Origin of the sequence: Rhodovulum sp. PH10 (genome assembly GCF_000293785.1) — a bacterium.
Classification (GTDB): Bacteria; Pseudomonadota; Alphaproteobacteria; order Rhizobiales; family Xanthobacteraceae; genus Rhodoplanes.
On record NZ_AKZI01000004.1, the window covers coordinates 32,035 to 55,922 of the forward strand.

The window sequence follows — 23,888 nt, forward strand, 5'->3', positions numbered from 1 at the left end:
GCGCGCGGTGGCGCGGCGGTCCGGGTCGTCCACAGGGCCTCAGTCCTGTTCAGCGTATTGTACGAGGCATCGATCGACATGGCGAACAATCCGAAGAAGGCTCAGGATCCGACCGAGGTCGCTCTGTCGGCGATCCAGGAGGCGTTGAACATGGGCGGCGAGCGCAAGGCCGCCCAGGACCCCGACGCCACCGGCCCGACCTCGGAGGAGCCGGCCGGTCCGCCGCCGGAGCCGCGCCGCGATCGCCTCGCCCTGCCCGACACCGCCGACGCCGATTTCGCCCCCCCGCCCCGCGCGGAGTACGACCGCCGGGCGGAGTACGACGACGCCGCCGACTTCGACCCGCGCCCCTTTCCCGAGCCGCCGCGCCGGGTCGCCGATGCCCTGACGCCCGCCGCCAACGACGACCGCGAGACGATCGGCCAGGTGCTGCAGACGCTGCAGCGGCGCCCCGCCCGCACGCCCTACATGGTGGCCGGCCTGTTCGCCGCCGCCTGGGCGATCGCCGCGATCGGCATCGTGCTCGGCTACTGGAGCGAGATCGGCGCCATGATCGCCGGCTCCGCCGCGGTGCCGCTCGCCTTCGGCATCGCCACCGCGCTCGGCGCGCCGATCGTGTTCTTCTTCGTGCTCGCCCACATGGTCGCCCGCTCGCAGGAGCTGCGCATCGTCGCCCAGGCGATGACGCGCGCCGCGATGCGCTTCGCCGAGCCGGAGACCGTCGCCTACGACTCCGTGGTGAGCGTCGGCCAGGCGATCCGCCGCGAGGTCGCCGCGATGGGCGACGGCGTCGAGCGCGCGATCGCCCGCGCAGTCGAGTTGGAAGCGCTCGTCAACAACGAGGTCGCCGCCCTCGAGCGCGCCTACAACGACAACGAGCTGCGCATCCGCACCCTGCTCGACGGCATCGCCCAGCAGCGCGAGACCCTGGTCGGCGAGGCCGAGCAGGTGCGCGACGCGCTCTCCAACGTCCATCTCGATCTGTCGAACGACATCTTCAACGTCTCGGAGATGGTCGGCGAGCGCTTCGACGAGGTCTCGCAGCGCATCACCAAGGCCTTGACCGACAAGGGCGACACCATCACCGCGGCGCTCGGCACCGCCGGCGAACGGATGATCACGACGCTCGGCGAGCGCGGCGGCGACCTCCTGGAGCGGCTCGAGCGCACCAGCGAGGAGGCGACCCGCGCCATCGAGACGGTCAGCGACCGCCTGACCGACGGCATCAACCTGAAGACCGGCCACCTCAACGACGCCATCGTCGAGATCGCCGACAACATGCAGGAGATGGTCGGCGGCCGGCTCGACCGGGTGGCCGACGACTTCGCCCAGAAGACCATCTCGCTGGTCGAGCTGATGGAGTCGCGCTCGCGCGAGATCACCGGCATGGTGATGGAGCAGTCCGACGCGATCGCCGGCACGCTGGTCGAGACCTCGACCCAGATCGCCGACACCATCGCCGAGCGGGTCGACGAGGTGAACGACACCCTCAAGGCGACCGGCGACTCGATCGTGCTCGACCTCAGCCTGCGCGGCAGCGACATCGTCTCCAAGCTCGAGGAGACCGGCGCGCGCGTCAGCGAAAGCCTCGACGAGCGCGGCGAGACCTTCACCCGCACCCTCACCGAGAGCGCCCAGGCGCTGGCCGACACCATCGGCGTGCGCGGCGACGAGGTGCGCGACCTGCTCGCCGAGCGGGTCGGCGCCTTCGAGGAGATCCTCTCGACCGGCACCGGCCGGCTGGCCGACCAGCTCGGCTCGCGCGGCGACGAGGTGCGCGACATGCTCGCCGAGCGGCTCGCCGCCTTCGAGGAGATGTTCAACACCGGCGGCCACGAGCTGGCCGAGCGGATCGGCCGCGACAGCGCGACGCTCGCCAGCCTGATCACCCGCCACCTCGCCGAGTTCGACCGCACCGTGAAGACCTATGGCGGCGAGATCGTCGAGCGGATCGGCGAGCGCACCCGCGACGTCGACGACAGCCTGAAGACCTATGTCGAGACCTTCGACGCGCGGGTGGCCACCCGCTCCACCGAGATCGCCGACGTCCTCGAGAGCCGCCTGGTCCGCTTCGAGGAGGCGCTCGACCAGCGCACCGTCTCGATCGGCGAGACCCTGACCGCGCGGGTCGCCGAGATCGGCAAGTCGATGGGCGACGGCAGCCGCGAGGTGGTCGCCGCGCTCGAGCGGCGGATCGACGAGATCACCGACACCATCGCCTCCGGCGGCGACCGGCTGGTCGAGGCGGTGGCGACCAAGATGACCGAGATCGACACCAATCTCGGCAGCCGCGCCGACGGCGTGACGGTCGCCCTCGACGACCGCATCGTCCGCCTCGAGGCGCTCCTGATCGGCCGCGCCGAGGCGCTGACCGGCGACATCGAGACGCGTAGCAAGGCCGCCGCCGACCTCCTGCTGGGCCGGGCGGAAACCCTCGCTGCCGACGTCGAGAGCCGCACCACCAGCGCCGCTGAGACGCTGCTCGGCCGCGCCGAGGCGCTCACCGCCGACATCGACGGCCGCACCCGCGCCGCCGCCGAAACCCTGCTCGACCGCACCGCCGCGGTCACCGCCGACGTCGAGACCCGCACCACCGCCGCCGCCGAGGCGATGCTCGGCCGCGCCGAGCAGGTCGCCGCCGACATCGAGAGCCGCAGCCGCAGCGCCGCCGACCTGTTCGCCGGCCGGCTCGGCGAGGCGACCACCGACGTCGAGACCCGCAGCCGCACCGCCGTCGAGGAGATGGTCGGCCGGATCGGCGGGATGGCGTCGGACATCGAGTTCCGCAGCCAGTCGGCGACCGACCGCCTGGTCGAGCGCGCCGGCACCATCGCCGGCGACATCGAGGGCCGCGTCCAGGCGGTCACCGACCGCCTGCTCGGCCGCGCCGAGACCGTGAGCGCCGACCTCGAGAGCCGCAGCGCCGCCGCCACCGACCGCGTGGTCGGCCGGATCGGCGAGGTCTCCGCCGAGATCGAGACGCGCACCCGCGCCGCCGCCGAGCTTCTGCGCGACAGCGCCGAGGGCGTCACCACCGAGGTGGAGGTGCGCGCCCGCAGCGCCGCCGACCAGCTCGTGCAGACGATCGGCGGGGCCACCGCCACCATCGACGAGCGCGCCCACACCGCCGCCGACCTGTTGCGCGACAGCGCCGAGGGCGTCACCGCCGACGTCGAGGCCCGCACCCGCGCGGCCGCCGAGCGGCTGGTCGACAGCATCGGCGGGGCCACCGGCGAGATCGACGCCCGCAGCCGCGCCGCCGCCGACCTCCTGCGCGGCAGCGTCGACGGCGTGGTCGGCGAGATCGAGATCCGCAGCCGCAGCGCCGCCGACCTGTTGCGCGAGAACGCCGAGGGCGTCACCACCGACGTCGAGGCCCGCACCCGCGCGGCCGCCGAGCGGCTGGTCGACAGCATCGGCGGGGCCACCGACGAGATCGACGCCCGCAGCCGCGCCGCCGCCGACCTCCTGCGCGGCAGCGTCGACGGCGTGGTCGGCGACATCGAGGTCCGCACCCGCAGCGCCGCCGACCTGTTGCGCGAGAACGCCGAGGGCGTCACCACAGACGTCGAGGCCCGCACCCGCGCGGCCGCCGAGCGGCTGGTCGACAGCATCGGCGGCGCCACCGCCGAGATCGACGCCCGCAGCCGAGCCGCCGCCGACCTCCTGCGCGGCAGCGCCGAAGGCGTGGCCGGCGACATCGAGATCCGCACCCGCGCCGCCACCGACCAGCTGGTCGAGCGCACCGGCACGCTGGTGCGCGAGGTCGAGCAGTCGACCGGCGCCAGTGCCGACGCCTTCGCCGCCCGCGTGCAGGCGCTGGCCACCGAGATCGAGAACCGCACCGGCACCGCCGCGACCGTCATCTACGATCGCTTCGAGGGTTTTGCCCGCGACATCGAGGTGCGCAGCAACACCGCCGCGACCTTCCTGTCCGAGCGCATCGACGGCTTCGGCACCGACCTCGAGGTGCGCACCGCCGCCGCGGTCGACCGTTTGGCCGAGCGCACCGAGGCGGTCGCCCACACCGTCGAGCAGCGCAGCGACACCGCCTCCGCCCTCCTGGTCGAGCGCGCCGAGCAGGCCGTCCGCACCGTCGAGGACCGCACCGGCACCGCGGTCGACCGCTTGGCCGAGCGCACCGAGACGGTCGCCCGGACCGTCGAGCAGCGCAGCGACACCGCCTCCGCCCTCCTGGTCGAACGCGCCGAGCAGGCCGTCCGCACCGTCGAGGACCGCACCGGCGCAGCGGTCGACCGCTTGGCCGAGCGCACCGAGACGGTCGCCCGGACCGTCGAGCAGTGCAGCGACACCGCCTCCGCCCTCCTGGTCGAACGCGCCGAGCAGGCCGTCCGCACCGTCGAGGACCGCACCGGCACCTCGACCGAGGCCTTGGCCGAGCGGATGGAGCGGCTCGCCGAGCTGATCCGCCAGGCCACCGGCGACGCCGAGCAGTCGCTCGGCCGGCTCGCCGAGAGCACCACCGGCCAGGTGCGCGGCAGCGCGGCCGAGGCCGAGGCCGCCCTGGTGCGCGCCGCCGACGGCTCGACCGAGCGGCTGCGGGCCGCGGTCGACGACCTGCGCGACACCCTCGCCTCGGTGTCCGCCTCGGTCGGCGGCAGCCTGAAGGAGGACGTGGTCGCCCTCGAGCGGCTGCTCACCGACACCGCGACCGGGGTCGGCGGGGCGCTGCGGCGCGACGCCACCGACATCGAGCAGCTGCTGCGCTCGGTCGGCGACGCGCTCGGCGGCACGCTGCGCCAGGACACCGCCGAGGTCGAGCGGGTGCTCACCGGCGTGGTGTCCGGCATCGGCGGCACACTGAAGACCGACGCGGCCGAGTTCGAGTACGCCCTCACCCGCGTCTCCAAGGAGATCGGCGGCCGCATCCGTCAGGACACCGCCGAGATCGAGACCGCCCTCACCGGCCTGTCGGCCGAGGTGAGCGGCACCCTCAAGCAGGACGCCGCCGAGATCGAGCGCACCCTGTCGACGCTGTCGGTCGAGGTCGGCGGCTCGCTGCGGCGCGACGCCGCCGAGGTCGAGCGCACCTTGTCGGGCGTCGGCAACGGCCTGAGCGAGACCATCCGCAACGACGTCGGCGAGGCCGAGCGGATGCTGACCTCGGTCACCGCGACCGTGACCGGCACCCTCTCGACCGTCTTCACCGAGGTGCGCGAGACGCTCGCCCGGGATTCCGCCGAGATCGAGCGCGCCCTGTCGGCGGTGTCGGCCGGCGTGCGCGACGTGATCCGCCAGGACACCGCCGAGATCGAGCAAACCCTCACCTCGGTCTCCTCCGGCGTGCGCGACATTCTCCGCCACGACGCCGGCGAGGTGGAGCGCAGCCTCACCGCGCTGTCGTCCAACGTCAGCAGCACGCTGCGCGGGGACGCTGCCGAGGTGGAGCGCGTGCTCACCACCGCGACCAGCGGCCTGTCCGGCACGCTGCGGACCGACGCCGGCGAGCTCGAGCGCACGCTCACCGGCCTGTCCGACACCGTCGGCGAGGCGCTGAAGCGCAATGCCGCCGAGGTCCGGGAAACCCTGCTCGGGGTCGGCACCGAGGTCGCCGACACCTTCGTCGGCAAGGCCGAGGAGATCGCCGGCGCGATCGAGACGCGCTCGGGCGAGCTGAACGCCGTGCTCGACGAGAAGAGCAGCGTCCTGATCGCGGCGATGACCGCCAAGGGCGGCGAGTTCACCGCCGGCATGACGCGGGTCACCGACAGCGCGGTGAAGTCGATCGAGGCCAAAGCCTTCGCCTTCACCCAGGCGATGATGGACAACTCCAACGAGCTCGCCCGGGTGATCACCGAGGCCAGCACCAAGGCCACCGACTCCGTCAACAAGAGCCTGAAGGACCTGCAGGACACCTCGCGCAACGCGGTCACCGACTCGGCCGCCACGCTCACCAAGCGGATGCAGGACTGGCAGGAGATCACCCGCACCACCGTCGCCCAGTCGGCCGCCGGGCTCACCCAGAAGCTGCAGGAGCTGCAGGAAACCACCCGCACCTCGGTCACACAGTCGACCACCGCCCTCACCCAGAAGGCGCACGAGCTGCAGGAGCTGACCAAGAGCGTGATCGGCCAGACCACCGCGGTGTTCACCGAGCGCACCAAGGAGCTGCAGGACACCACCAAGGCCGTGGTGAGCCAGTCGACCCTGGTGCTCACCGAGAAGACCCGCGAGCTGCAGGACACCACCCGCATGGTGGTCGGCCAGACCACCACGGTGTTCGCCCAGAAGGCGAACGAGCTGCAGCAGTCGACCCGCACCAGCGTCGAGGAATCGACCGCGATCGTGCTCGAGCAGGTCGAGACGCTGCAGAACGCCACCCGCAGCGCGGTCGAGCAGTCGAAGGAGACCGCGGTCGCCACCGTCTCCGAAATCCTCGAGACGCACGGCATGCTGCGCTCCGACACCACCGCGCTGTTCGAGCGGCTGCGTGACGCCAATGCGCTGATCCAGGAGGTCTTGGGCGGCGCCCAGGACAATCTCGGCGCGATCGAGCAGGGCCTGTCGTCGCGGGTGACCGACTTCGTCACCACCATGAACGAGCTCTTGGCCCGCACCAACGACACCACCGACCGGGTCAACGACCATATCGGCTCGTTCCAGGACATCAGCAGCAAGGTGCTCGGCGAGCTCGGCTCGATCGTCGAGCAGTTCGACAGCCACGGTCGCTCGCTGACCGAGATGGTCGACCTGATCGAGGGCTCGAACCGGCGCAGCGAGGAGGCCTTGTCCGACCGTCGCGGCGAGCTCGACGCGATCGTCGCCACCCTCGACGCCCGCACCGAGGACCTCGACATGCGGCTCAAGCGCTTCTCGGGCCTGCTCGAGGAATCGCTCGCCGCCGCCGAGGGCCGCGCCCGCGACATCGCCCGGGTCGTCGCCGAGGCGAGCTCGCAGAGCACGCGGGCGATCGCCGAGAACCACGAGCAGGTGCGGGTCACCGCCGAGGAGGAGCGCCAGCGCACCGCCGAGAGCCTGCGCGGAATCTACGAGCAGGCCTCGAACGAGGCGCACGCGCTGTTCCGCCAGACCTCGAACGAGGCCGAGGGCATGCTGCAGGCCGCCAACGAGCGGTTCGCGGAAGTGCTGCAGAACATGAAGCAGATGACCGCCGAGATGCAGCAGGAGCTCGACGGCACCCGCCAGGAGCTGCGGCGCGGCATCCTCGAGCTGCCGCAGGAGACCGCCGACAGCGCGGCCCAGATGCGGCGGGTGATCGTCGACCAGATCGAGGCCTTGGCCGAGCTGAACCGCATCGTCGCCCGCCACGGCCGCACGATCGACACCGCGGCGGCCGAGCAGCCGGCGCAGCAGGCCCGCCGGGCCTATCGCGAGGAGCCGGCGGCGCTGGTCGCGGTCGGCGGCGGCGGTCGCGCCGAGCCGGCCCGCCAGGCGATGCCGCCGATGCGGGAAGCCGCCTCGCCGCGCGCCGAGATGCCGATGGGTCCGCCCGTCTCACCGGTGCCGCAGCCGCCGCGTCGCGGCGAGCCGCCGATGCCGGCCCCCTCGGTCCAGCCGGCGGCGACCGCTGCCCGTGGTGGCGGCTGGCTGTCCGACCTGCTCACCCGCGCCTCGCGCGAGGACGAGGGCGAGGAGCGTGCGCCGGAGCGTGCCGGGCCCCGGCAGGAGAGCCGTCCGGACGACCGCTCGGCGCACTGGTCGATCGAGTCGCTCGACTCGCTGTCGGTCGACATCGCCCGGATGATGGACCACGACGCCGCCGCCGAGCTGTGGGACCGCTACAACCGCGGCGAGCGCAACGTCTTCACCCGCCGGCTCTACACCATGCAGGGCCAGAAGACGTTCGACGAGATCCGCAAGCGCTACCGGGCCGACCGGGAGTTCAAGCAGACCGTCGACCGCTACATCGACGAGTTCGAGCGGCTGCTCGAGGAGGTCTCCCGCAACGACCGCGGGCAGGTCGTCTCGCGCACCTACCTGACCTCGGAGACCGGCAAGGTCTACACCATGCTGGCGCACGCGGCGGGACGGTTCGAGTGAAACGCGATAGAGTGAGCTTCGAATAACAGGCGTCCGCAGAGAACGGGACCACCGGAGCGCGCCCACGGGCGCGCTCCTTCGCGTTTCTGGAGGTCTTTTCGGTGGACCGCGCGGCAGCGGCAAGGCCGCCTGCCCCGCCGCCTGCGCCACCTGGGCCGCCGCCCTGCCCCATCGGCTCGGAAAAGCCACGCTTTCTTGGTGACGCCGACGGCGGAACGTGGGATTGCGGGATCGCCGACACCGAGGAGCGAGCCATGGACGAGCGCGCGAGAAGCACCGCAGCGGACACCATCGCCGGGCACTTTCGCGCCTCCTGCGAGGCGCTCGACCGCGCCGCGAACGACCCCGCTCTGCTCGCCTCGGTGCAGGCGATCGCCGACGCGGTGACCTTGGCCTACCGCGCCGGCGGCAAGCTCCTGGTCGCCGGCAATGGCGGCAGCGCCGCCGACGCCCAGCACATCGCCGCGGAATTCCTCTCGCGCATGAACTTCGACCGCGCGCCGCTGCCGGCGGTGGCGCTGACCACCGACACCTCGGTGCTGACCGCGGTCGGCAACGATTTCGGCTTCGACCTCCTGTTCGAGCGCCAAGTGCGGGCGCTCGGCCGGCCGGGCGACGTGTTTCTGGCGATCTCCACCTCGGGAAAATCGCCCAATGTGCTGGCGGCGCTGCGGGCGGCAAAGGAGATCGGCGTCACCACCGTGGGCTTCACCGGCAATCGCGACAGCGAGATGACCGCGCTGTGCGACCATCTGCTCGCCGCCCCCACCCCGGCGACCCCGCTGATCCAGCAGATCCACATCGTCGCCGCGCACGCGATCTGCACGCTGGTCGAGGACGCTTTGTTCGGGCCCGCCGCCCCGTGACGGCCGCCGCGGCCGCACCGGAAGCCGCCGTCCCGGCGATCCTGCTCGCCGATGCGCGCTCGGTGTCGCTGTCGCTCGGAGGCGTGCCGCTGCTCGCCCGGCAGATCGCCGCCTTGCCCGCAGACGTCGTGACACGCATTGCCGTCGTCGCACCGGATCGCGCGGCGGCAAAAATCCGGGCGATCGTCGCCACGTCCGTGCCCAATGCGCCGTTCGAGGTTTTTGCGACCTTGTCCGAGGCGGCCGGATGGGCCGCGGCGGGGGATGCCGGAACGCCGGTACTGCTGATCGACGGCCCGGTGCTTTTCGACCTTTCCCTCGGCCCCGTCCTGCAGACGCATGCCGCGCAGACCGCCGCTCTCACGGTTGTCGCGCAGCCGACGCTCCACCCCCGCGAAAGCGACCTGATCGCCGAGCGCGACGGGGTCGTGACACAAATCTTCCCGGCCGACCGGCCGGAGAAGCAGGACCAGCGCAATCTTTCCCCCGCCGGCATTTTCGTCGTCGCGCCGCGTGCCCTCCCGGCCGTCGTCGAGACCGGCGGCCCGCTGGCCGCGCTGCAAACGCTGCTGGCACGACACGCAAGCATCGCCTGCCACCCGACACCGGAATACGTCTCCCGCCTGGACACCCCCGCGGCCGCCGAGGCGGCGGCCCACGACATCGCGTCGCACATCCCCGCGGCGCGGCGGCTGGCAAAGCTCCGACCGGCCCTGATGGTCGATGTCGACGGCGTGCTCAACGAGGACGCCGGCAGCCGCGGCGTGCTGTCGCCCGACGCCATCGTGCCGATCCCCGGCGCCGGCCGGGCGCTCGCCCGCGCACGTGCAGCGGGCTTTCTCACCGTGGCGGTCACCAACCGGGCGCAGATCGCCCGCGGCGACATCACCTTCGCGATGCTCGACCGCATCCTCGGCCGGCTCGAGGCCCACCTCGCCGCCGAAGGCGGGCTTCTCGACCGCATCTATGTCTGCCCGCACCATCCGGGCCCCGTCCCGCACGGCGGGGTGCCGGCTTTGGTGGGTCCCTGCGAGTGCCGAAAGCCCGGCACGCTCTCGTTTCGCCGCGCCTTTACCGAGCTGCCGATCGACGTCTCCCGCACCTGCATGATCGGCGACAATCTCTCCGACATCGCCGCGGCCAAGGCCGTCGGAATTCCCGGCTACGGCGTGCGCACCGGTCATGGCTGCCGCCCCGGCAAGCGACGCCCGGCCGGCACCGAGCACGCGCCCGACCAAATGTTCGACGACATTTGCGCGGCGGTGGATTTCGTTCTGGCGAACCGCCCGAGCCCGACGAAAGCGCCGGCCACAGCGACCCCCGACGACCGCGCGCCACCCTGCTGCGAAGGAGCCCCCTGAACCATGAGCGAGACCCATTTCTACGAGCCGTCGGCGGGCCACCGCCTGTCGCACGACCCCTTCAAGGCGATCGTCGCGCCGCGCCCGATCGGCTGGATCTCGACGCTCGACGCGAACGGCGTCGCCAATCTCGCGCCCTACAGCTTCTTCAATGCGGTGTGCGACAACCCGCCGATGATCGCCTTCTCCTCGAACACCCGGAAGCACAGCCTGACGAACGCCGAGGCGACCGGCGAGTTCGTGTGGAATCTGGCGACGCGCCCGCTCGCCGAGGCGATGAACCTGTCGTCGGCGCCGGTGCCGGCGGAGGTCGACGAGTTCGCGCTCACCGGGCTCAAGACCGCACCATGCCGGCTGGTGCGCCCGCCGCGGGTCGCCGCCAGCCCCGCCGCGCTCGAATGCCGGCTCCTCCAGGTGGTCGAGCTGATCGGCCGCAGCGGCCGCTCGGCCGACCACTGGCTGGTGATCGGCGAGGTGATCGGCGTCCATATCCGCCCGGAATTCCTGCGCGACGGCACCTACGACACCGGCGCTGCGCACCCGATCATGCGGGCCGGCTATCGCGACGAGTATGTCGAGGCGACGCCGGAGACGTTTTTTCGGATGTCGCGGCCGAAATAGCGCGTCACACCGGGATCCGCACGGTCGCCCTCAGCCCGCCGAGCGGGGAATCGCCGAGCGAGATGTCGCCGCCGTGCGAGCGGGTGATGTCGCGGGCGATCGACAGGCCGAGGCCGGTGCCGCCCTCGTCCTGGTTGCGGGCGTCGTCGAGCCGCAGGAACGGCTTGAACACGTCCTCGCGCAGATGGGCCGGGATGCCGGGACCGTCGTCGTCGACGGTGACGGTGAGCCAGCGGTGGTCGCGGTGGCCGGTGATGGCGATCTCGGTCGCGTAGCGGGCGGCGTTGGAGACGAGGTTCGACAGGCAGCGGCGAAACGCATCGGGCCGCACCGTCACCACCGGGTGACCGTGGAAGGCGACGGACGTGTGGTGGCCGTGCCGCTCGGCGTCGTAGGCCAGCTCGTCGAGGAAGGCCGCCATGTCGGTCGGCTCGGCCTGCTCGCCGGAATCGCCGCGGGCGAAGGCGAGATAGGCCTCGACCATGCGCGCCATCTCGTCGACGTCCTTCTTCAGCGCGTCGACCTCCGGCCCCTCGTCGAGCAGCGCCAGCTCGAGCTTGAAGCGCGTCAGCACCGTGCGCAAATCGTGCGACACGCCGGCGAGCATCGTCGTGCGCTGGTCGATCGCGCGCTCGACGCGGCGCTTCATCTCGATGAAGGCTAGCGCGGCGCGCCGCACCTCCTGCGCCCCGCGCGGGCCGAAATTGGCGACCTCCCGCCCCTTGCCGAAATTCTCCACCGCCTCGGTGAGCTTGAGGATCGGCCGGATCTGATTGCGCAGAAACAGGATGGCGACGACGATCAGCACCAGCGAGGTGCCGACCATCCACAGAAGGAAGATCTCCGAGTTCGACGCATAGGCCGCATTGCGGCGCGCAAAGGTGCGGATCACCGCATTGTCGAGCTGGATGCGGATCTCGACCAGCGACGAGCGCCCGACCGTGTCGACCCAGAACGGCCGGCCGATCTGCTTCCTGATCTCTTCCGACAGGGCCTGGTCGAGCAGCGAGAAGAACGGCTTCGGGCCGACCGGCGGCAGCTCGGTGCCGGGCAAAAAATCGACCACCAGGCCGAGCCGCTGCTGGGCGATCCGCCGCAGCGTCGCGTGCTCGGGGTCCTGCGGGTAGGAGTTGTAGATGTCGATCAGCGCGGCGATGTCCTGGGTGACGGCGGCCGAGAGGCGCCGCGTCACCGTGTTCCAGTGCCGCTCCATGAAGACGAAGGCGACCACCGATTGCAGGATCACCATCGGCGCGATGATGATCAGGAGCGTGCGGGCATAGAGCCTGGTCGGCAGCACGCCCTTGAGGAGCCGGCCGAGCCGGTGCCACACCGCGGCGACGCCGCCGGCCGCCGTGCGCAGGCGGGCGAGGCCGACGCCGAGGTCGAGGCTCGTCACGTCGTCACCACCAGCCGGTAGCCGATCCCGCGCACGGTCTGCAACAGGAGCGGGTTCGCCGGATTGGTCTCGATCTTGCGCCGCAGGCGATTGACCTGCACGTCGACCGCGCGCTCGCCCGCCGCCGAATTGGTGCCGGCCAGCGTTTCGCGGGTCACCGTCTCGCCGGGCGCGGCGGCGAGCATCCGCATCATCTCGCGCTCGCGATCGGTGAGATGGACAATCTCCTCGCCCTTGCGCAGCTCGACGCGGGCGAGGTCGAACACGAACGGCCCGAACCGCACCTGCTCGGGCGGGTGCGCCGCGGCCGGCTGGATGCGCCGCAGGATGCTGCCGACCCGCAGCGACAGCTCGCGCGGCTCGAACGGCTTGCTGACGTAATCGTCGGCGCCGATCTCGAGGCCGGTGATGCGGTCGTCTTTCTCGGAGCGGGCGGTGAGCATCAGGATCGGCACGCTGGACGTCTTGCGGATCGAGCGGGCGAGCTCGAAGCCGGTCTCGCCCGGCATCATCACGTCGAGAATCAGCAGGTCGAAGGCGATGCCGCCGAGTTTTGCCCGCGCATCGGCGGCGTTCTCCGCGGTCGTCACGCGATAGCCCTCCGCCGCGAGGTAGCGCGACAGCAGTGTGCGGATGCGGCGATCGTCGTCGACCACCAGAAGGTGCGGCGCATCGTCCGGCAGGCCCGACGGCACCGGCTCGGGTGCGGCCGCCGGAGGAACCTCGGGTGTCTCGGCCATCGCCGCCTCCGTGATCAGAAGCGCCGGCCGCGCGTGCGCGGCACGCCGGTCGCGCCGTCGACCAGATCGAGCACGTCGTCGCGGCCGCGCACGTCGATCATGCCGACCAGGAAGCGCCGCACCTCGTCGTGCGCGTCGGGGCCGATCTCGGCGAGCGCGCGGTCGATCCGCCGCGTCTGCAGCATCGCGAGCCGCACCGACAGGGCCTCGCCCTTGGGGGTGGCGAACAGGCGGCGCTGGCGGCGGTCGGTCTCGCCCTCGCGCTGCTCGATGAAGCCCTCGTCGACCAGCTGCTTCAGAACCCGCCCGAGCGACTGCTTGGTGATGCGCAGAAGGTCGAGCAGCTCGGCGACCTTCATGCCGGGATTGCGAAAGACGAAATGCAGCACGCGGTGGTGCGCCCGGCCGAAGCCGAAGCCGACGAGCACGCTGTCGGGGTCGCTCACGAAGTCGCGATAGGCGAAGTACAGAAGCTCGATGATGTCCCAGATCGGCTCGGGCGAGCCCTGCCCCGAGCCGGCACCCGGCGCCGCGGGCGCCGCCGGCCCCGGCGAGGCCGAGGCCGAACCGGCCGAGACCGAACCGGCCGAGAGCGAGCCGGTCGAGACCGGACCTGACGCGAGCGTCCCCGGCGCGAGCGCCCCTGCCCCGCGCGGCGCGCCGGCTCCGGCGCTGCCGATCACGCAACCCGGCCCCGCATCCATGCTGGTCGGGCGGGCCGGCATTGCCGGGAATTTTATGTCAGCCATGTTGACATATTTCGGTTTGATTGTTACTCAGAGTGCGGGGTTTGCGAAACGATCGTGCTCGCACCCCGCTTGCGTCGCCTGCCGAAGCGCGGTCTCATGACGGCGCCGACCATATCGGGACTTCCGGCGCGACGCAAAAGCCGGAGGCACGATCGTTTTCAGGCAAGGTCGCGTGCCGTATGGTCGCGTCCCGCCCCGCACGCCCCGTCGCGCTCGGCTCGCCTGCATTGTTTCAGGAGGATTGCCATGGGCATCCCATTCGACAAGTTCGACGGCGTCATCTGGTACGACGGCAAGCTCGTGCCGTGGACCGACGCCACCCTGCACGTTCTGTCGCACGGCCTGCATTACGCGAGCGCGGTGTTCGAGGGCGAGCGCGCCTATGGCGGCCAGATCTTCAAGTGCACGCAGCACTCGGAGCGGCTGAAACGCTCCGCCAACGTGCTCGACTTCGAGATCCCCTACTCGGTCGCCGAGATCGACGCCGCCAAGCGCCTGGTGCTCGAGAAGAACAACTTCACCGACGCCTATGTCCGGCCGATCGCCTGGCGCGGCTCGGAGATGATGGGCGTGTCGGCGCAGACCAACACCATCCACCTCGCGATCGCCTCGTGGCAATGGCCGAGCTACTTCAAGCCCGAGGAGCGCCTCAAGGGCATCCGGCTCGACCTCGCGGAATATCGCCGGCCCGACCCGAAGACCGCCCCCTCGCTCGCCAAGGCGGCCGGCCTCTACATGATCTGCACCATCTCCAAACATCGCGCCGAGCGGCGCGGCTTCGCCGACGCGATGATGCTCGACTGGCAGGGCCGGGTCGCCGAGTGCACCGGCGCCAACATCTTCTTCGTCAAGGACGGGGTGATCAACACGCCGATCGCCGACTGCTTCCTCAACGGCATCACCCGCCAGACCGTGATCGAGCTCGCCCGCCGGCGCGGCATCGAGGTGGTCGAGCGGCGCATCCAGCCGGAGGAGCTGTCGGGCTTCTCGGAGTGCTTCATCACCGGCAGCGCCGCCGAGGTGACCGCGGTCGCCCAGATCGCCGACTGGCACTTCACGCCGGGCGCGATCACCAAGCAGCTGATGGACGACTACACCGCCGAGACGCAGCCGAAGGGCAGCGCCGCCGCGGCCTGATCCCGGCCCCTCCGGTCCGACGACGCGGCGGCTACGGCCGCCGCGTTTTTTTCCTTCGCTCATGGGTCGGCGTCCAGTGTCTCACCGGAACCGGGTCGAGCCGCGAGGGTCGGCGAACGAGACCCCGATCGAGATCCCGGATCCGGCCGCATCGTCGAGACCGGATCGAAATCCGGGGGTCTGGACCCCGGATCGAGATCCCGGCAAAATCCGTTTCCCTCCCCTCGCGAAGCCATTTATAAGGGCCACGGAGCCCCTGTGGCGGAATTGGTAGACGCGCCTGACTCAAAATCAGGTGGTGGAAACATCGTGCTGGTTCGAGTCCGGCCAGGGGCACCAATTCCCGACGATTTCCTTCCCGCCGATTTCTCTCCCGGCGATTTCTCTCCTGCCGGTCCCTCCCGGGCGAACTCTGTCCCGAATCCCTCTCCCGCCGATCGTCCCCCCTCCGAGGGGCGGGCGCGCAGCCTCACGACTTCGCCGCGCCTCCCGCCCCGGCCGGCGCAGCCGGCCTAGCCGGCCCGTCGACCGCCGGCAGCGACTTCAGATAGACGGCGATCGCCCGGCGATCCTCGGCCGAGAGCTGCTTCGTGTTGCGGATCACGTCGGCCATCGAGCCGCCGACCGTGTCGAAGCCGGGCGTCATGCCGGTCTCGAGCAGATAGGCGATGTCGTCGGCCGACCAGTCCTTCAGCCCCTTCTGGGTGATGTTGGGCACCCAGCCCTTGCCCTCCGGGTCCGGCCCGCCGGCGAGCCGCATGCTCTCCTTCTTGCCGCCGAGCGCGTCGCGCGGGGTGTGGCACTCGCCGCAATGGCCGGGGCCGTTCACCAGATAGGCGCCGCGGTTCCACTCCTCCGACTGCTGCGGGTCCGGCCGAAAGACCGCGCCGTCGAGATAGAGGAGCTTCCACAATCCGACCGCGCGGCGAATGTCGTAAGGAAACGGCAGCGCGTGCGGCAGCGCCTTGCCGGCGACCGGCGGCAGCGTCTTCAGATAGGCGAACAGGTCTCGCACGTCGTCGATCGTCATGCGCTGATAGGACGGGTACGGAAAGGCCGGATAGAGGTGGCTGCCGTCCGGCGCCGTGCCGTCGTGCATCGCCGAGACGAAGTCGGCCTCGCTCCAGCGGCCGATGCCGTCGGTCGGGTCGGGCGAGATGTTGGGGCCGTAGAAGGTGCCGAACGGCGTGGTCAGCTTCACCCCGCCGCCGAGCTTTTCGCGCTCGTCCTTGGACGCGGCGTGGCAGGAGGCGCAGCCGCCGATCGAAAACAGCGTCTCGCCATTGGCGAGATTTGCCGTGTGCGGCGGCAGCGCGTCGGCAGAAACGCGCTTCGGCGCGGTGAGGACCCACAGCACGACGGCCGCGACCACCAGGAGCAGCACCACCCCGCCGACCAGCTTCTTCATGTCCCCGCCTCCCCGGCCCTCGCGGCCCTCGCGGCTCGTGTTCGCATCGCCCGTGTTCGCATCGCCTGCCCCGAGGGGCGGCCGGCCCGGCGTCCCGCATCGACGGATCGCCGGACCGGCATCACTCGCCTGCGGCGCGGCAGGAGAAGCACCGCGCCGCGAAACGATCGTGCGCCCGGATCAGCTCTTCTTCACGCGAAAATCCTCGTGGCAGCCGCCGCACGCCTTGCCGATCGCCATCACCGCGGGCTTCAGCGTGTCGAGATCCTTCACCTTGCCGGCATTGGCGGCGATCGCCTTCTGGAGATCGTCGAAATGCTGGTCGAACTCGGCCTTGTTCTCCCACACCTTGTCGGAGGCGTAGTAGTCGGCATCGGGCGCGCGGCCCTTGGCATCGGCTGTGTAGAGCGCCGGCAGCTTCGCCGACGTGTCCTTCAGCGTCGTGAACGCCGCGTCGACCGCCGCCTGATCGTAGGAGGCCTGGCCGCGCACCATCTTGCCGATGGTGCCGAGCGCCCGGCCCTGCTGGTCCATCAGCTTCACCCGCTGGATCACCTTGTCGGACACGCCCGACTGGGCGGCGAGCGAGCCGATGCCGATTCCCGTGCCGATCGCGAGCACGGCGGCGGCGAGCACGATTCGTTTCATCACGTCTCTCCTCTGGTGGTTTCCGGTCGTTGCCGGTCGGTGATCAGGTCCCCGTCCTCACGGAGCCGGGAGACCGTTTCGGGCCTGTTTCCGCTATCCGTCGCGGCATCCGGTTTCTGATCCGGCGCCGAGCGCCGGATCACGCACTCGACCACGTCAACGCGATGGTAGTGAGATAGGCACGGCGACCAAGTGGCGCACCCGAGCGAGCTCGTCGGCCGATTCCGACATTCGCATCCGCCGCCGCGAACCCCGTCGCGGGACTCGAATGTCGAATCCGCTCCACGCGCACGCCGGGCAGGATACATTCCGACCCGCGAATGCAAAAGCGGGCGCTCTCGCGCCCGCTTCCGAACTCGTGTGCGCCGCGAACGATCTACTCGGCGGGCTCGGCCGCGGGCGGCGACCCGGCGGCCTCCCGTTTCTCGCGGCGGCGCCGGCCGAGACCGGCGAGCCAGCTCGTCACCACATAGAAGGCCGGGGTGAAGATCAGGCCGAACACGGTGACGCCGATCATGCCGGAGAACACCGCGGTGCCGAGCGCCTGCCTGAGCTCGGCGCCGGCCCCGACCGCCCACACCAGCGGCACCACGCCGAGGATGAAGGCGAGCGACGTCATCAGGATCGGGCGCAGCCGCAGCCGGGCCGCCTCGACGGCCGCAGCGAAGCGGTCGCGTCCCTGGTCCTCGAGCTGGCGGGCGAACTCGACGATCAGGATCGCGTTCTTCGCCGCGAGGCCGATCAGCACCACGAAGCCGACCTGGGTGAGGATGTTGTTGTCCATCCCGCGCAGGATCACCCCGGTGATCGCCGCCACCAGGCACATCGGCACGATCATGATCACCGCGAGCGGCAGCGTCAGGCTCTCGTACTGCGCCGCCAGCACCAGGAAGACGAACACCACGCCGAGCACGAAGGCGAAGGTCGCGGTGTCGCCCGCCTTGATCTGCTGATAGGCGAGGCCGGTCCATTCGTAGCCGATGCCGGGCGGCAGCGTCTCCGCGGCGAGCTTCTCCATGATGGCGATCGCCTGCCCCTGCGAGGTACCGGGCGCCGAATCGCCGTCGAGCTCGGCGGCGGGATAGAGGTTGTAGCGCGGCACCCGGTAGGGCCCGGAGATGTCGCGCACGGTGGTGAAGGCGCCGAGCGGCACCGTCTGGCCCTGTGCGTTCCGCACCCGCAGCTTCAGCACGTCGCCGGGCTCCAGCCGGTGGTCGGCATCCGCCTGGGCCTGGACCCGGAAGGTGCGGCCGAACAGGTTGAAGTCGTTGACGTAGGACGAGCCGATATAGACCTGCAGCGCGCCGAACACGCTGGTCATGTCGACGCCGAGCAGCTGCGCCTTGGTGCGGTCGATGTCGAGGAACACCTGAGGCGTCGAGGTCTCGAACAGCGAGTAGACCTGCTTGAGGCCCGGCGTCTGGGCGGCCCGGCCCATCATCGCATAGACCGCCCCGAGCAGCGCCTGCGAGCCGACGCCGTCGCGATCCTGCACCATCATCCGGTAGCCGCCGGCATTGCCGATGCCCTGCACCGGCGGCGGCAGCACCACCACCAGGAACGCCTCCTGGATGGCGGCGAGCTTGCGGAACAGCGCCCCCTGGATCGCCAGCGCGGTCTCCGCCGGATTGCCGGCGCGCTTGTCGAAGTCGTCGAGGATGACGAACATCGCGCCGGCGTTCGGGGCGTTGGTGAAGGTGGCGCCCGAGAAGCCGACGATGTTGACGACGTGGCCGACGCCGGGCGTGTCGAGCACCAGGTCGGCGGCGCGCTTCATCACCGTGTCGGTGCGGGCGAGCGCGGCGCCGGGCGGCAGCTGGGCGGCGACGATCAGGTAGCCGCCGTCCTGCTGCGGGATGAAGCCGCGCGGCGTGCTGCGGAACTCGTTGAGGCCGAAGCCGATGACCACCAGATAGGCGGCCAGCGTCACCAGCGTGAGCCGCACCACCTTGCCGGCGAGCCAGCCATAGCCGGCGGCCACCGCGTCGAAGCCGCGGTTGAACAGCCGGAAGAAGCCGTGCACCGGCCGCTCGATCCACGAGTCGCGGTGGCGCGGATCGTGGGCTTTCAGCAGCAGCGCGCACATCGCCGGCGACAGCGTCAAAGACATGATCAGCGAGATCAGCGTCGAGCCGGCGATGGTGAGGGCGAACTGGCGGTAGAACTGGCCGGAGATGCCGGTGATGAACGCGGTCGGCACGAACACCGCCGACAGCACCAGCGCGATCGCCACCAGCGCGCCGCCCACCTCGTCCATCGTCTTGTGCGCCGCCTCGCGCGGACTGAGCCCGGAGGCGATGTTGCGCTCGACGTTCTCCACCACGACGATCGCGTCGTCGACCACGATGCCGATGGCGAGCACCAGGCCGAACAGCGACAGGTTGTTCAGCGAGAAGCCGAACAGGCTCATCATGAAGAAGGCGCCGATCAGCGAGATCGGAATCGCCAGGATCGGGATGACCGCCGCCCGCCAGGTCTGCAGGAACAGGATCACCACCAAAACGACCAGGATCACCGCCTCGAAGATGGTTTCGACGACCGCCTCGACCGACTGCTGGATGTACTTGGTCGGATTGTAGAGGATCCCGTACTTCACCCCTTGCGGGAAATCCTTGGAGAGCTGCTCCATGGTGGTGAGCACGGACTCGCCGGTGGTCAGCGCGTTGGAGCCCGGCCGCTGAAACACGCCGAGCGCGACCGAGGGCTGCCGGTCGAGATAGGAGTTCGACGAATAGTCCTGCGCGGCGAGCTCGACGCGACCGATGTCCTTCAGCCGCACCACCGCCGTCTGGGTCTTCTTGACGACGACCTCGGCGAACTCGGCCGGATCGCTGAGGCGGCCGAGCGTGCGCACCGCCACCTGGAAGGCGAGCTGGTTCGGCACCGGCGGCTGGTTGAGCACGCCGGAGGCGACCTGGATGTTCTGCGCCTGCAGCGCCGCGGTGACGTCGGCGGCGGTGAGATCCAGCGTCTGCATGCGATCGGGATCGAGCCAGATCTGCATCGCGTAGTCGCGGCTGCCGAACACCGTGATCGAGCCGACGCCGTCGACGCGCGACAGCACGTCCTTGATGCGGATGTTGGCGTAGTTGGAGATGAACAGCTCGTTGCGGGACGAATCCGGCGAGAACAGGTTCACCACCATCAGGATGTCGGGCGACGACTTGTTGACGGTCACGCCGATCTGCTGGACCTGGCTCGGCAGGCGCGGCGTCGCCACGGCGACGCGGTTCTGCACCTGCACCTGGGCGATGTCGAGATCGACGCCCAGATTGAAGGTCACGGCGATCGAGAAGCGGCCGTCGGCGGTCGAGTTGGAGGAGATGTACATCATCCCCTCGACGCCGTTGATCTGCTGCTCGATCGGCGCCACCACCGTCTCGGCGACGGTGTCGGCGCTGGCGCCCGGGAACTGGCCCGAGACGTTGATGGTGGGCGGCGCGATCTCCGGATACTGCGCGACCGGCAGGCTCAGATAGGAGACCACGCCGAGGATCACGATCACGATCGAGATCACCGACGCGAAGATCGGCCGCTCGATGAAGAAGTGGGAGAGCTTCATCGGGTCGTGCTCACTCGGCCTTGGCGCGCTGCGCGCCGTCGCCGGCGGACGCCTGCGGGCCGCCCGCGGCGCCGTTGGCGGGCGCGGCGCCCTCCTCCTTCGGCGTCACCGTCTGGCCCGGCCGCACCCGGGCGAGGCCGTTGACGATCACCCGGTCGTCCGGCACGAGGCCGCTCTTCACCACCCGCAGCTTGCCGTCGACCACCCGGCCGAGCTCGACGAACTTCTGGGTCGCCTTGTGGTCCTGGCCGACCACCAGCACGTATTTGCGGACCTGCTCGGAGCCGATCGCGGCGTCCGGCACCAGCAGCGCCGTCGCCGGCTCGGAGGCCTGCACCCGCACCCGCGCGAACATGCCGGGGGTGAACAGGTCGTCCGGATTGTCGAGCACCGCGCGGCCGCGGATGGTGCCGGTGCCGCGGTCGATCACGTTGTCGATGAAGTCCATCCGGCCCTTGTGGGGGAAGTCCTTCTCGTCGATCAGCTGGAGCGACACCTCGGCGCCGCCGGAGCGGCTGGCGGGGCCGTCCTTGGCGAGCCGCTGGTAGCGCAGATAGGCGGCCTCGTCGAAGGTGAACTCGAAGCGGATCGGGTCGTAGCTGACGATCGTCGCGAGCGGCGTGGTCGAGCCGGTCGAGCCGCCGCTGATCAGGTTGCCGGGCGACACCCGGCGATCGCCGATGCGGCCGTCGATCGGCGCCCGCAGCTCGGTGAATTCGAGATCGAGCGCGGCCGACCGCACCGCCGCCTCCTGGGCGGCGACCGAGGCCTGGGCGACCCGCTTGGCCTGGGTGCGCTGGTCGAACGCCTGCTCGGTGATGGTGTGGTCGCGCACCAGCTGCTGGGCGCGCTGCAGGTCGGTCTCGGCGAAGGCGAGATTGGCGCGCGCCTGCTCGAGATTGGCCTTGGCCTGGTCGAGCGTGGTCTGGAACGGCCGCTTGTCGATGGTGAACAGCAGGTCGCCCGCCTTCACCATCTGGCCGTCCTTGAAATTGACCTGGTCGAGATAGCCGGAGACGCGCGCACGCACCTCGACCGAGTCGATCGGCACGAAGCGGCCGACATACTCGTCGTAGTCCGCCACGGGCTGCTGCACGGGCTTGGCGACCGTCACCGCGGGCGGCGGCGGACCGCCGGCGGCCTGCTTGCCGTCGCCGCCGCATCCGGCCACGAGGCCCGCCAGAAGAACAGCCAAGCCTGCGGCGGCAAGGCGCGCCGGTTTCACGGTCATAGGAGCTCCGTCGGAGTTGGTCCGGGAGGACATTGCGCAACATTCGGCCGACAACAAGGCCGGTTCCGCCACGCCTCGGCGACCCTGCGGCCGCGGTTCCCGTACCTCGGCATCGATCGCCAGCCCCCCCATATAGCGGCCGGCCCTTGCAAGTCCATTGCCAAAAAGCCACAGAGGCGCCGGTTTCTCGGCCACAGACGCGCATTTTCTCGCCGCTCTCTCGCCGTCGCGGCGGAGCGCGCGGCGGCCGGGCGGCCGGCCGGCGCGCGGTCGCCGACCACCGGTGGTGTCGCCCGCCGCACGCAATAAATTCGTTTGTATTCGACGATAGTATACTTAAGATTGCATCGACTCGCCCGCATCCAGGCTCGCCTGCCCGGCCGATTGATTACCGGATCAGCCCGGCTCGGACGACCCGTCGGCCGCCGGCGCACCCGGCGGCACGGCCGCCGTGGCCGCCGAGGTGGGCGCGGGCGCGGGCGTGAGCGCCCCTCGGCGGCGGCGCAGCCCCGCGAGGATTTGCCGGCCGAACAAGAGCGCCACCGCCGCGCCATAGGCGACGGCGCCGATCAGCGCGAGCGACAGCAGCGTCAGCTCGTGCCGCCACGTGCGCAGGCCGGCGAGCAGCGTGTCCAGCACCTGCTCACCGAAGAACAGCGCCGCGGCGAGCACCAGCCCGGCGACCGTGAGCCGGACGACCGCGTTGCGCATCCGGCGATCGATCGCAAAGAAGCCGGCGCGCCGGGCGAACCACACGACCAGCAGGAAATTCACCCACGCCCCGATCGAGGTGGCGAGCGCGAGCCCGACCTGCGCGAGTGGCCCCATCAGAAAAATCTTGAAGCCGACATTGACCACCACCGCCGCGAGCAGTGCCTTGACCGGTGTCGCCGTGTCGCCGCGGGCGAGAAAGGTGGCAGTGAGGCTGCGGATCAGCACGAAGGGCAGAAGCCCGATCGTGTAGGCGCGCAGCGTCGCTCCCGCCGCCGCCGCATCTGCCGCGGTGAAGGCGCCGCGGGAGAACAGCGCCAGCATGATCAGGTCCGGCACCAGCAGGAAGGCGACCAGGCACGGCACCGAGAGCACCAGCGTCAGCTCGATCGCCCGGCTTTGCGCGTCGCGCGCACCCGCGGTGTCGCCGGCGGCGAGCCGGTTCGCCATCTCCGGCAGGATCACGGTGCCGACCGCGATGCCGATCACGCCGATCGGGAGCTGATTGAGCCGATCGGCATAATAGAGCGCCGACAAGGCGCCGGCGGCGAGGAAGCTCGCGATGATGGTGTCGGCAAAAAGCGCGATCTGCATGCCGGCCGACCCGATGGTGGCCGGCCCGAGCGCCTTGAAGAACTTTTTCACGTCCTCGTCGAACGAGAAGCGGGCGAAGCGCGGCAGCCCGGTGCGCCGCGCGGTGTCGGCGCCGACCAAAAGCACTTCGAGAATGCCGGCGATGAAGACGCCCCAGGCGGCCGCGTGCCCGGCGCTCGGAAAGAACACCGCGAGCGACAGCGTCGCCATCATCGAGAGGTTCAGGAGGATCGGCGCCGCCGCCGGCGAGGCGAAGCGCTGCACCGCGTTGAGCATGCCGCCATAGAGCGTGACGAGGCTGACCAGGAGGAGATACGGGAAGGTGATGCGGGTGAGATCGACGGCGAGCGCGAAGCGGCCGGGATCGTCGGCAAAGCCCGGTGCGAGCAGGCGGATCACCGTCGGGGTGAACACCAGCGCCAGCACCAGCAGCACGGCTTCCGCCGCCACCAGCATGGTGAACACACGATCCGCGAACAGTCTTGCCGGGTCCGGCCCGCCCTGCTGGCGCACCCTCGCGTAAGCCGGAACGAAGGCGGCGTTGAACGCCCCCTCGGCAAAGATCGCGCGGAAATGGTTCGGCAAGCGCAGCGCGACGAAGAAGGCATCGGCGATCGGGCCGGCGCCGAGCACCGCCGCCAGCATGATGTCACGCAAGAAGCCGGTGACGCGCGACAGCAGCGTCAGTCCGCCGACCGTGAAAATGCGCCCGAGCATGAACGACCCACCCACATGCGCAACGGCGCGCCGGCGAACGACCCTCGACCGCCCGCAAACCAACGGCGACAGAGCCCGACCTCGTCCCGAGGAGCACTCCGCAGGAGTGCGTCTCGAAGGGC

At 70.6% G+C, this 23,888-nt stretch carries 13 protein-coding genes and 1 tRNA gene; 6 read left to right on the forward strand and 8 right to left on the reverse strand.

The genetic code is table 11. The features are described 5' to 3' along the window. Positions 1–78: 78 nt before the first annotated feature. From A33M_RS00615 to A33M_RS00630, 4 genes are all read left to right on the forward strand, one after another. On the forward strand, positions 79–8,022 hold the full coding sequence (locus A33M_RS00615) for a hypothetical protein (RefSeq protein ID WP_008382444.1): 7,944 nt from the start codon (positions 79–81) through the stop codon (positions 8,020–8,022). A 254-nt stretch (positions 8,023–8,276) separates the two neighbouring features. After that, complete coding sequence (locus A33M_RS00620; protein WP_008382445.1) at positions 8,277–8,888, forward strand: D-sedoheptulose 7-phosphate isomerase; 612 nt, start codon at positions 8,277–8,279, stop codon at positions 8,886–8,888. Beyond that, positions 8,885–10,249, forward strand: a complete 1,365-nt coding sequence (locus A33M_RS00625) for an HAD-IIIA family hydrolase (protein WP_008382446.1) — start codon at positions 8,885–8,887, stop codon at positions 10,247–10,249. The genes A33M_RS00620 and A33M_RS00625 overlap by 4 nt, the downstream gene beginning before the upstream one ends. Positions 10,250–10,252: 3 nt before the next feature. After that, on the forward strand, positions 10,253–10,870 hold the full coding sequence (locus A33M_RS00630) for a flavin reductase family protein (RefSeq protein ID WP_008382447.1): 618 nt from the start codon (positions 10,253–10,255) through the stop codon (positions 10,868–10,870). 4 nt (positions 10,871–10,874) lie between these two features. Here A33M_RS00630 and A33M_RS00635 read toward each other — a convergent pair whose 3' ends face one another. From A33M_RS00635 to A33M_RS00645, 3 genes are read right to left on the reverse strand one after another with little or no spacing between them, the layout of a single operon-like run. Next, the gene (locus tag A33M_RS00635) at positions 10,875–12,269 is read right to left on the reverse strand and encodes an ATP-binding protein (RefSeq protein ID WP_008382449.1); all 1,395 of its coding nucleotides are present in this window, start codon (positions 12,267–12,269) and stop codon (positions 10,875–10,877) included. Beyond that, positions 12,266–13,009 carry a response regulator gene (locus A33M_RS00640; RefSeq protein ID WP_008382451.1) on the reverse strand — a complete coding sequence of 248 codons (744 nt, stop codon included), beginning with the start codon at positions 13,007–13,009 and terminating at the stop codon, positions 12,266–12,268. The genes A33M_RS00635 and A33M_RS00640 overlap by 4 nt, the downstream gene beginning before the upstream one ends. Positions 13,010–13,023: 14 nt before the next feature. Then, positions 13,024–13,758, reverse strand: coding sequence for a MarR family winged helix-turn-helix transcriptional regulator (locus A33M_RS00645; protein ID WP_008382452.1), 735 nt, complete (start codon positions 13,756–13,758; stop codon positions 13,024–13,026). Positions 13,759–14,004: 246 nt separating this feature from the next. Here A33M_RS00645 and A33M_RS00650 point away from each other — a divergent pair, with 246 nt between their 5' ends. Both A33M_RS00650 and A33M_RS00655 read left to right on the forward strand, forming a co-directional pair. Continuing rightward, complete coding sequence (locus A33M_RS00650) at positions 14,005–14,895, forward strand: branched-chain amino acid aminotransferase (protein WP_008382453.1); 891 nt, start codon at positions 14,005–14,007, stop codon at positions 14,893–14,895. Positions 14,896–15,147: 252 nt separating this feature from the next. Further along, positions 15,148–15,234, forward strand: a tRNA-Leu gene (locus A33M_RS00655). A 130-nt stretch (positions 15,235–15,364) separates the two neighbouring features. Here A33M_RS00655 and A33M_RS00660 read toward each other — a convergent pair. The 5 genes from A33M_RS00660 to murJ form a co-directional block, all read right to left on the reverse strand. Further along, entirely contained in the window at positions 15,365–16,303 is a 939-nt protein-coding gene (locus tag A33M_RS00660; RefSeq protein WP_008382454.1) for a c-type cytochrome, read from the reverse strand. Positions 16,304–16,483: 180 nt separating this feature from the next. Further along, entirely contained in the window at positions 16,484–16,951 is a 468-nt protein-coding gene (locus A33M_RS00665) for a c-type cytochrome (RefSeq protein ID WP_008382455.1), read from the reverse strand. A 376-nt stretch (positions 16,952–17,327) separates the two neighbouring features. Further along, positions 17,328–20,513, reverse strand: a complete 3,186-nt coding sequence (locus A33M_RS00670; RefSeq protein WP_008382458.1) for an efflux RND transporter permease subunit — start codon at positions 20,511–20,513, stop codon at positions 17,328–17,330. A 10-nt stretch (positions 20,514–20,523) separates the two neighbouring features. Then, a complete protein-coding gene (locus A33M_RS00675) occupies positions 20,524–21,744 on the reverse strand; it encodes an efflux RND transporter periplasmic adaptor subunit (protein WP_008382460.1) in 1,221 nt (406 codons plus the stop codon). A gap of 396 nt (positions 21,745–22,140) precedes the next feature. Beyond that, positions 22,141–23,766, reverse strand: a complete 1,626-nt coding sequence (murJ, locus tag A33M_RS00680; RefSeq protein WP_008382461.1) for a murein biosynthesis integral membrane protein MurJ — start codon at positions 23,764–23,766, stop codon at positions 22,141–22,143. Positions 23,767–23,888: the final 122 nt, after the last annotated feature.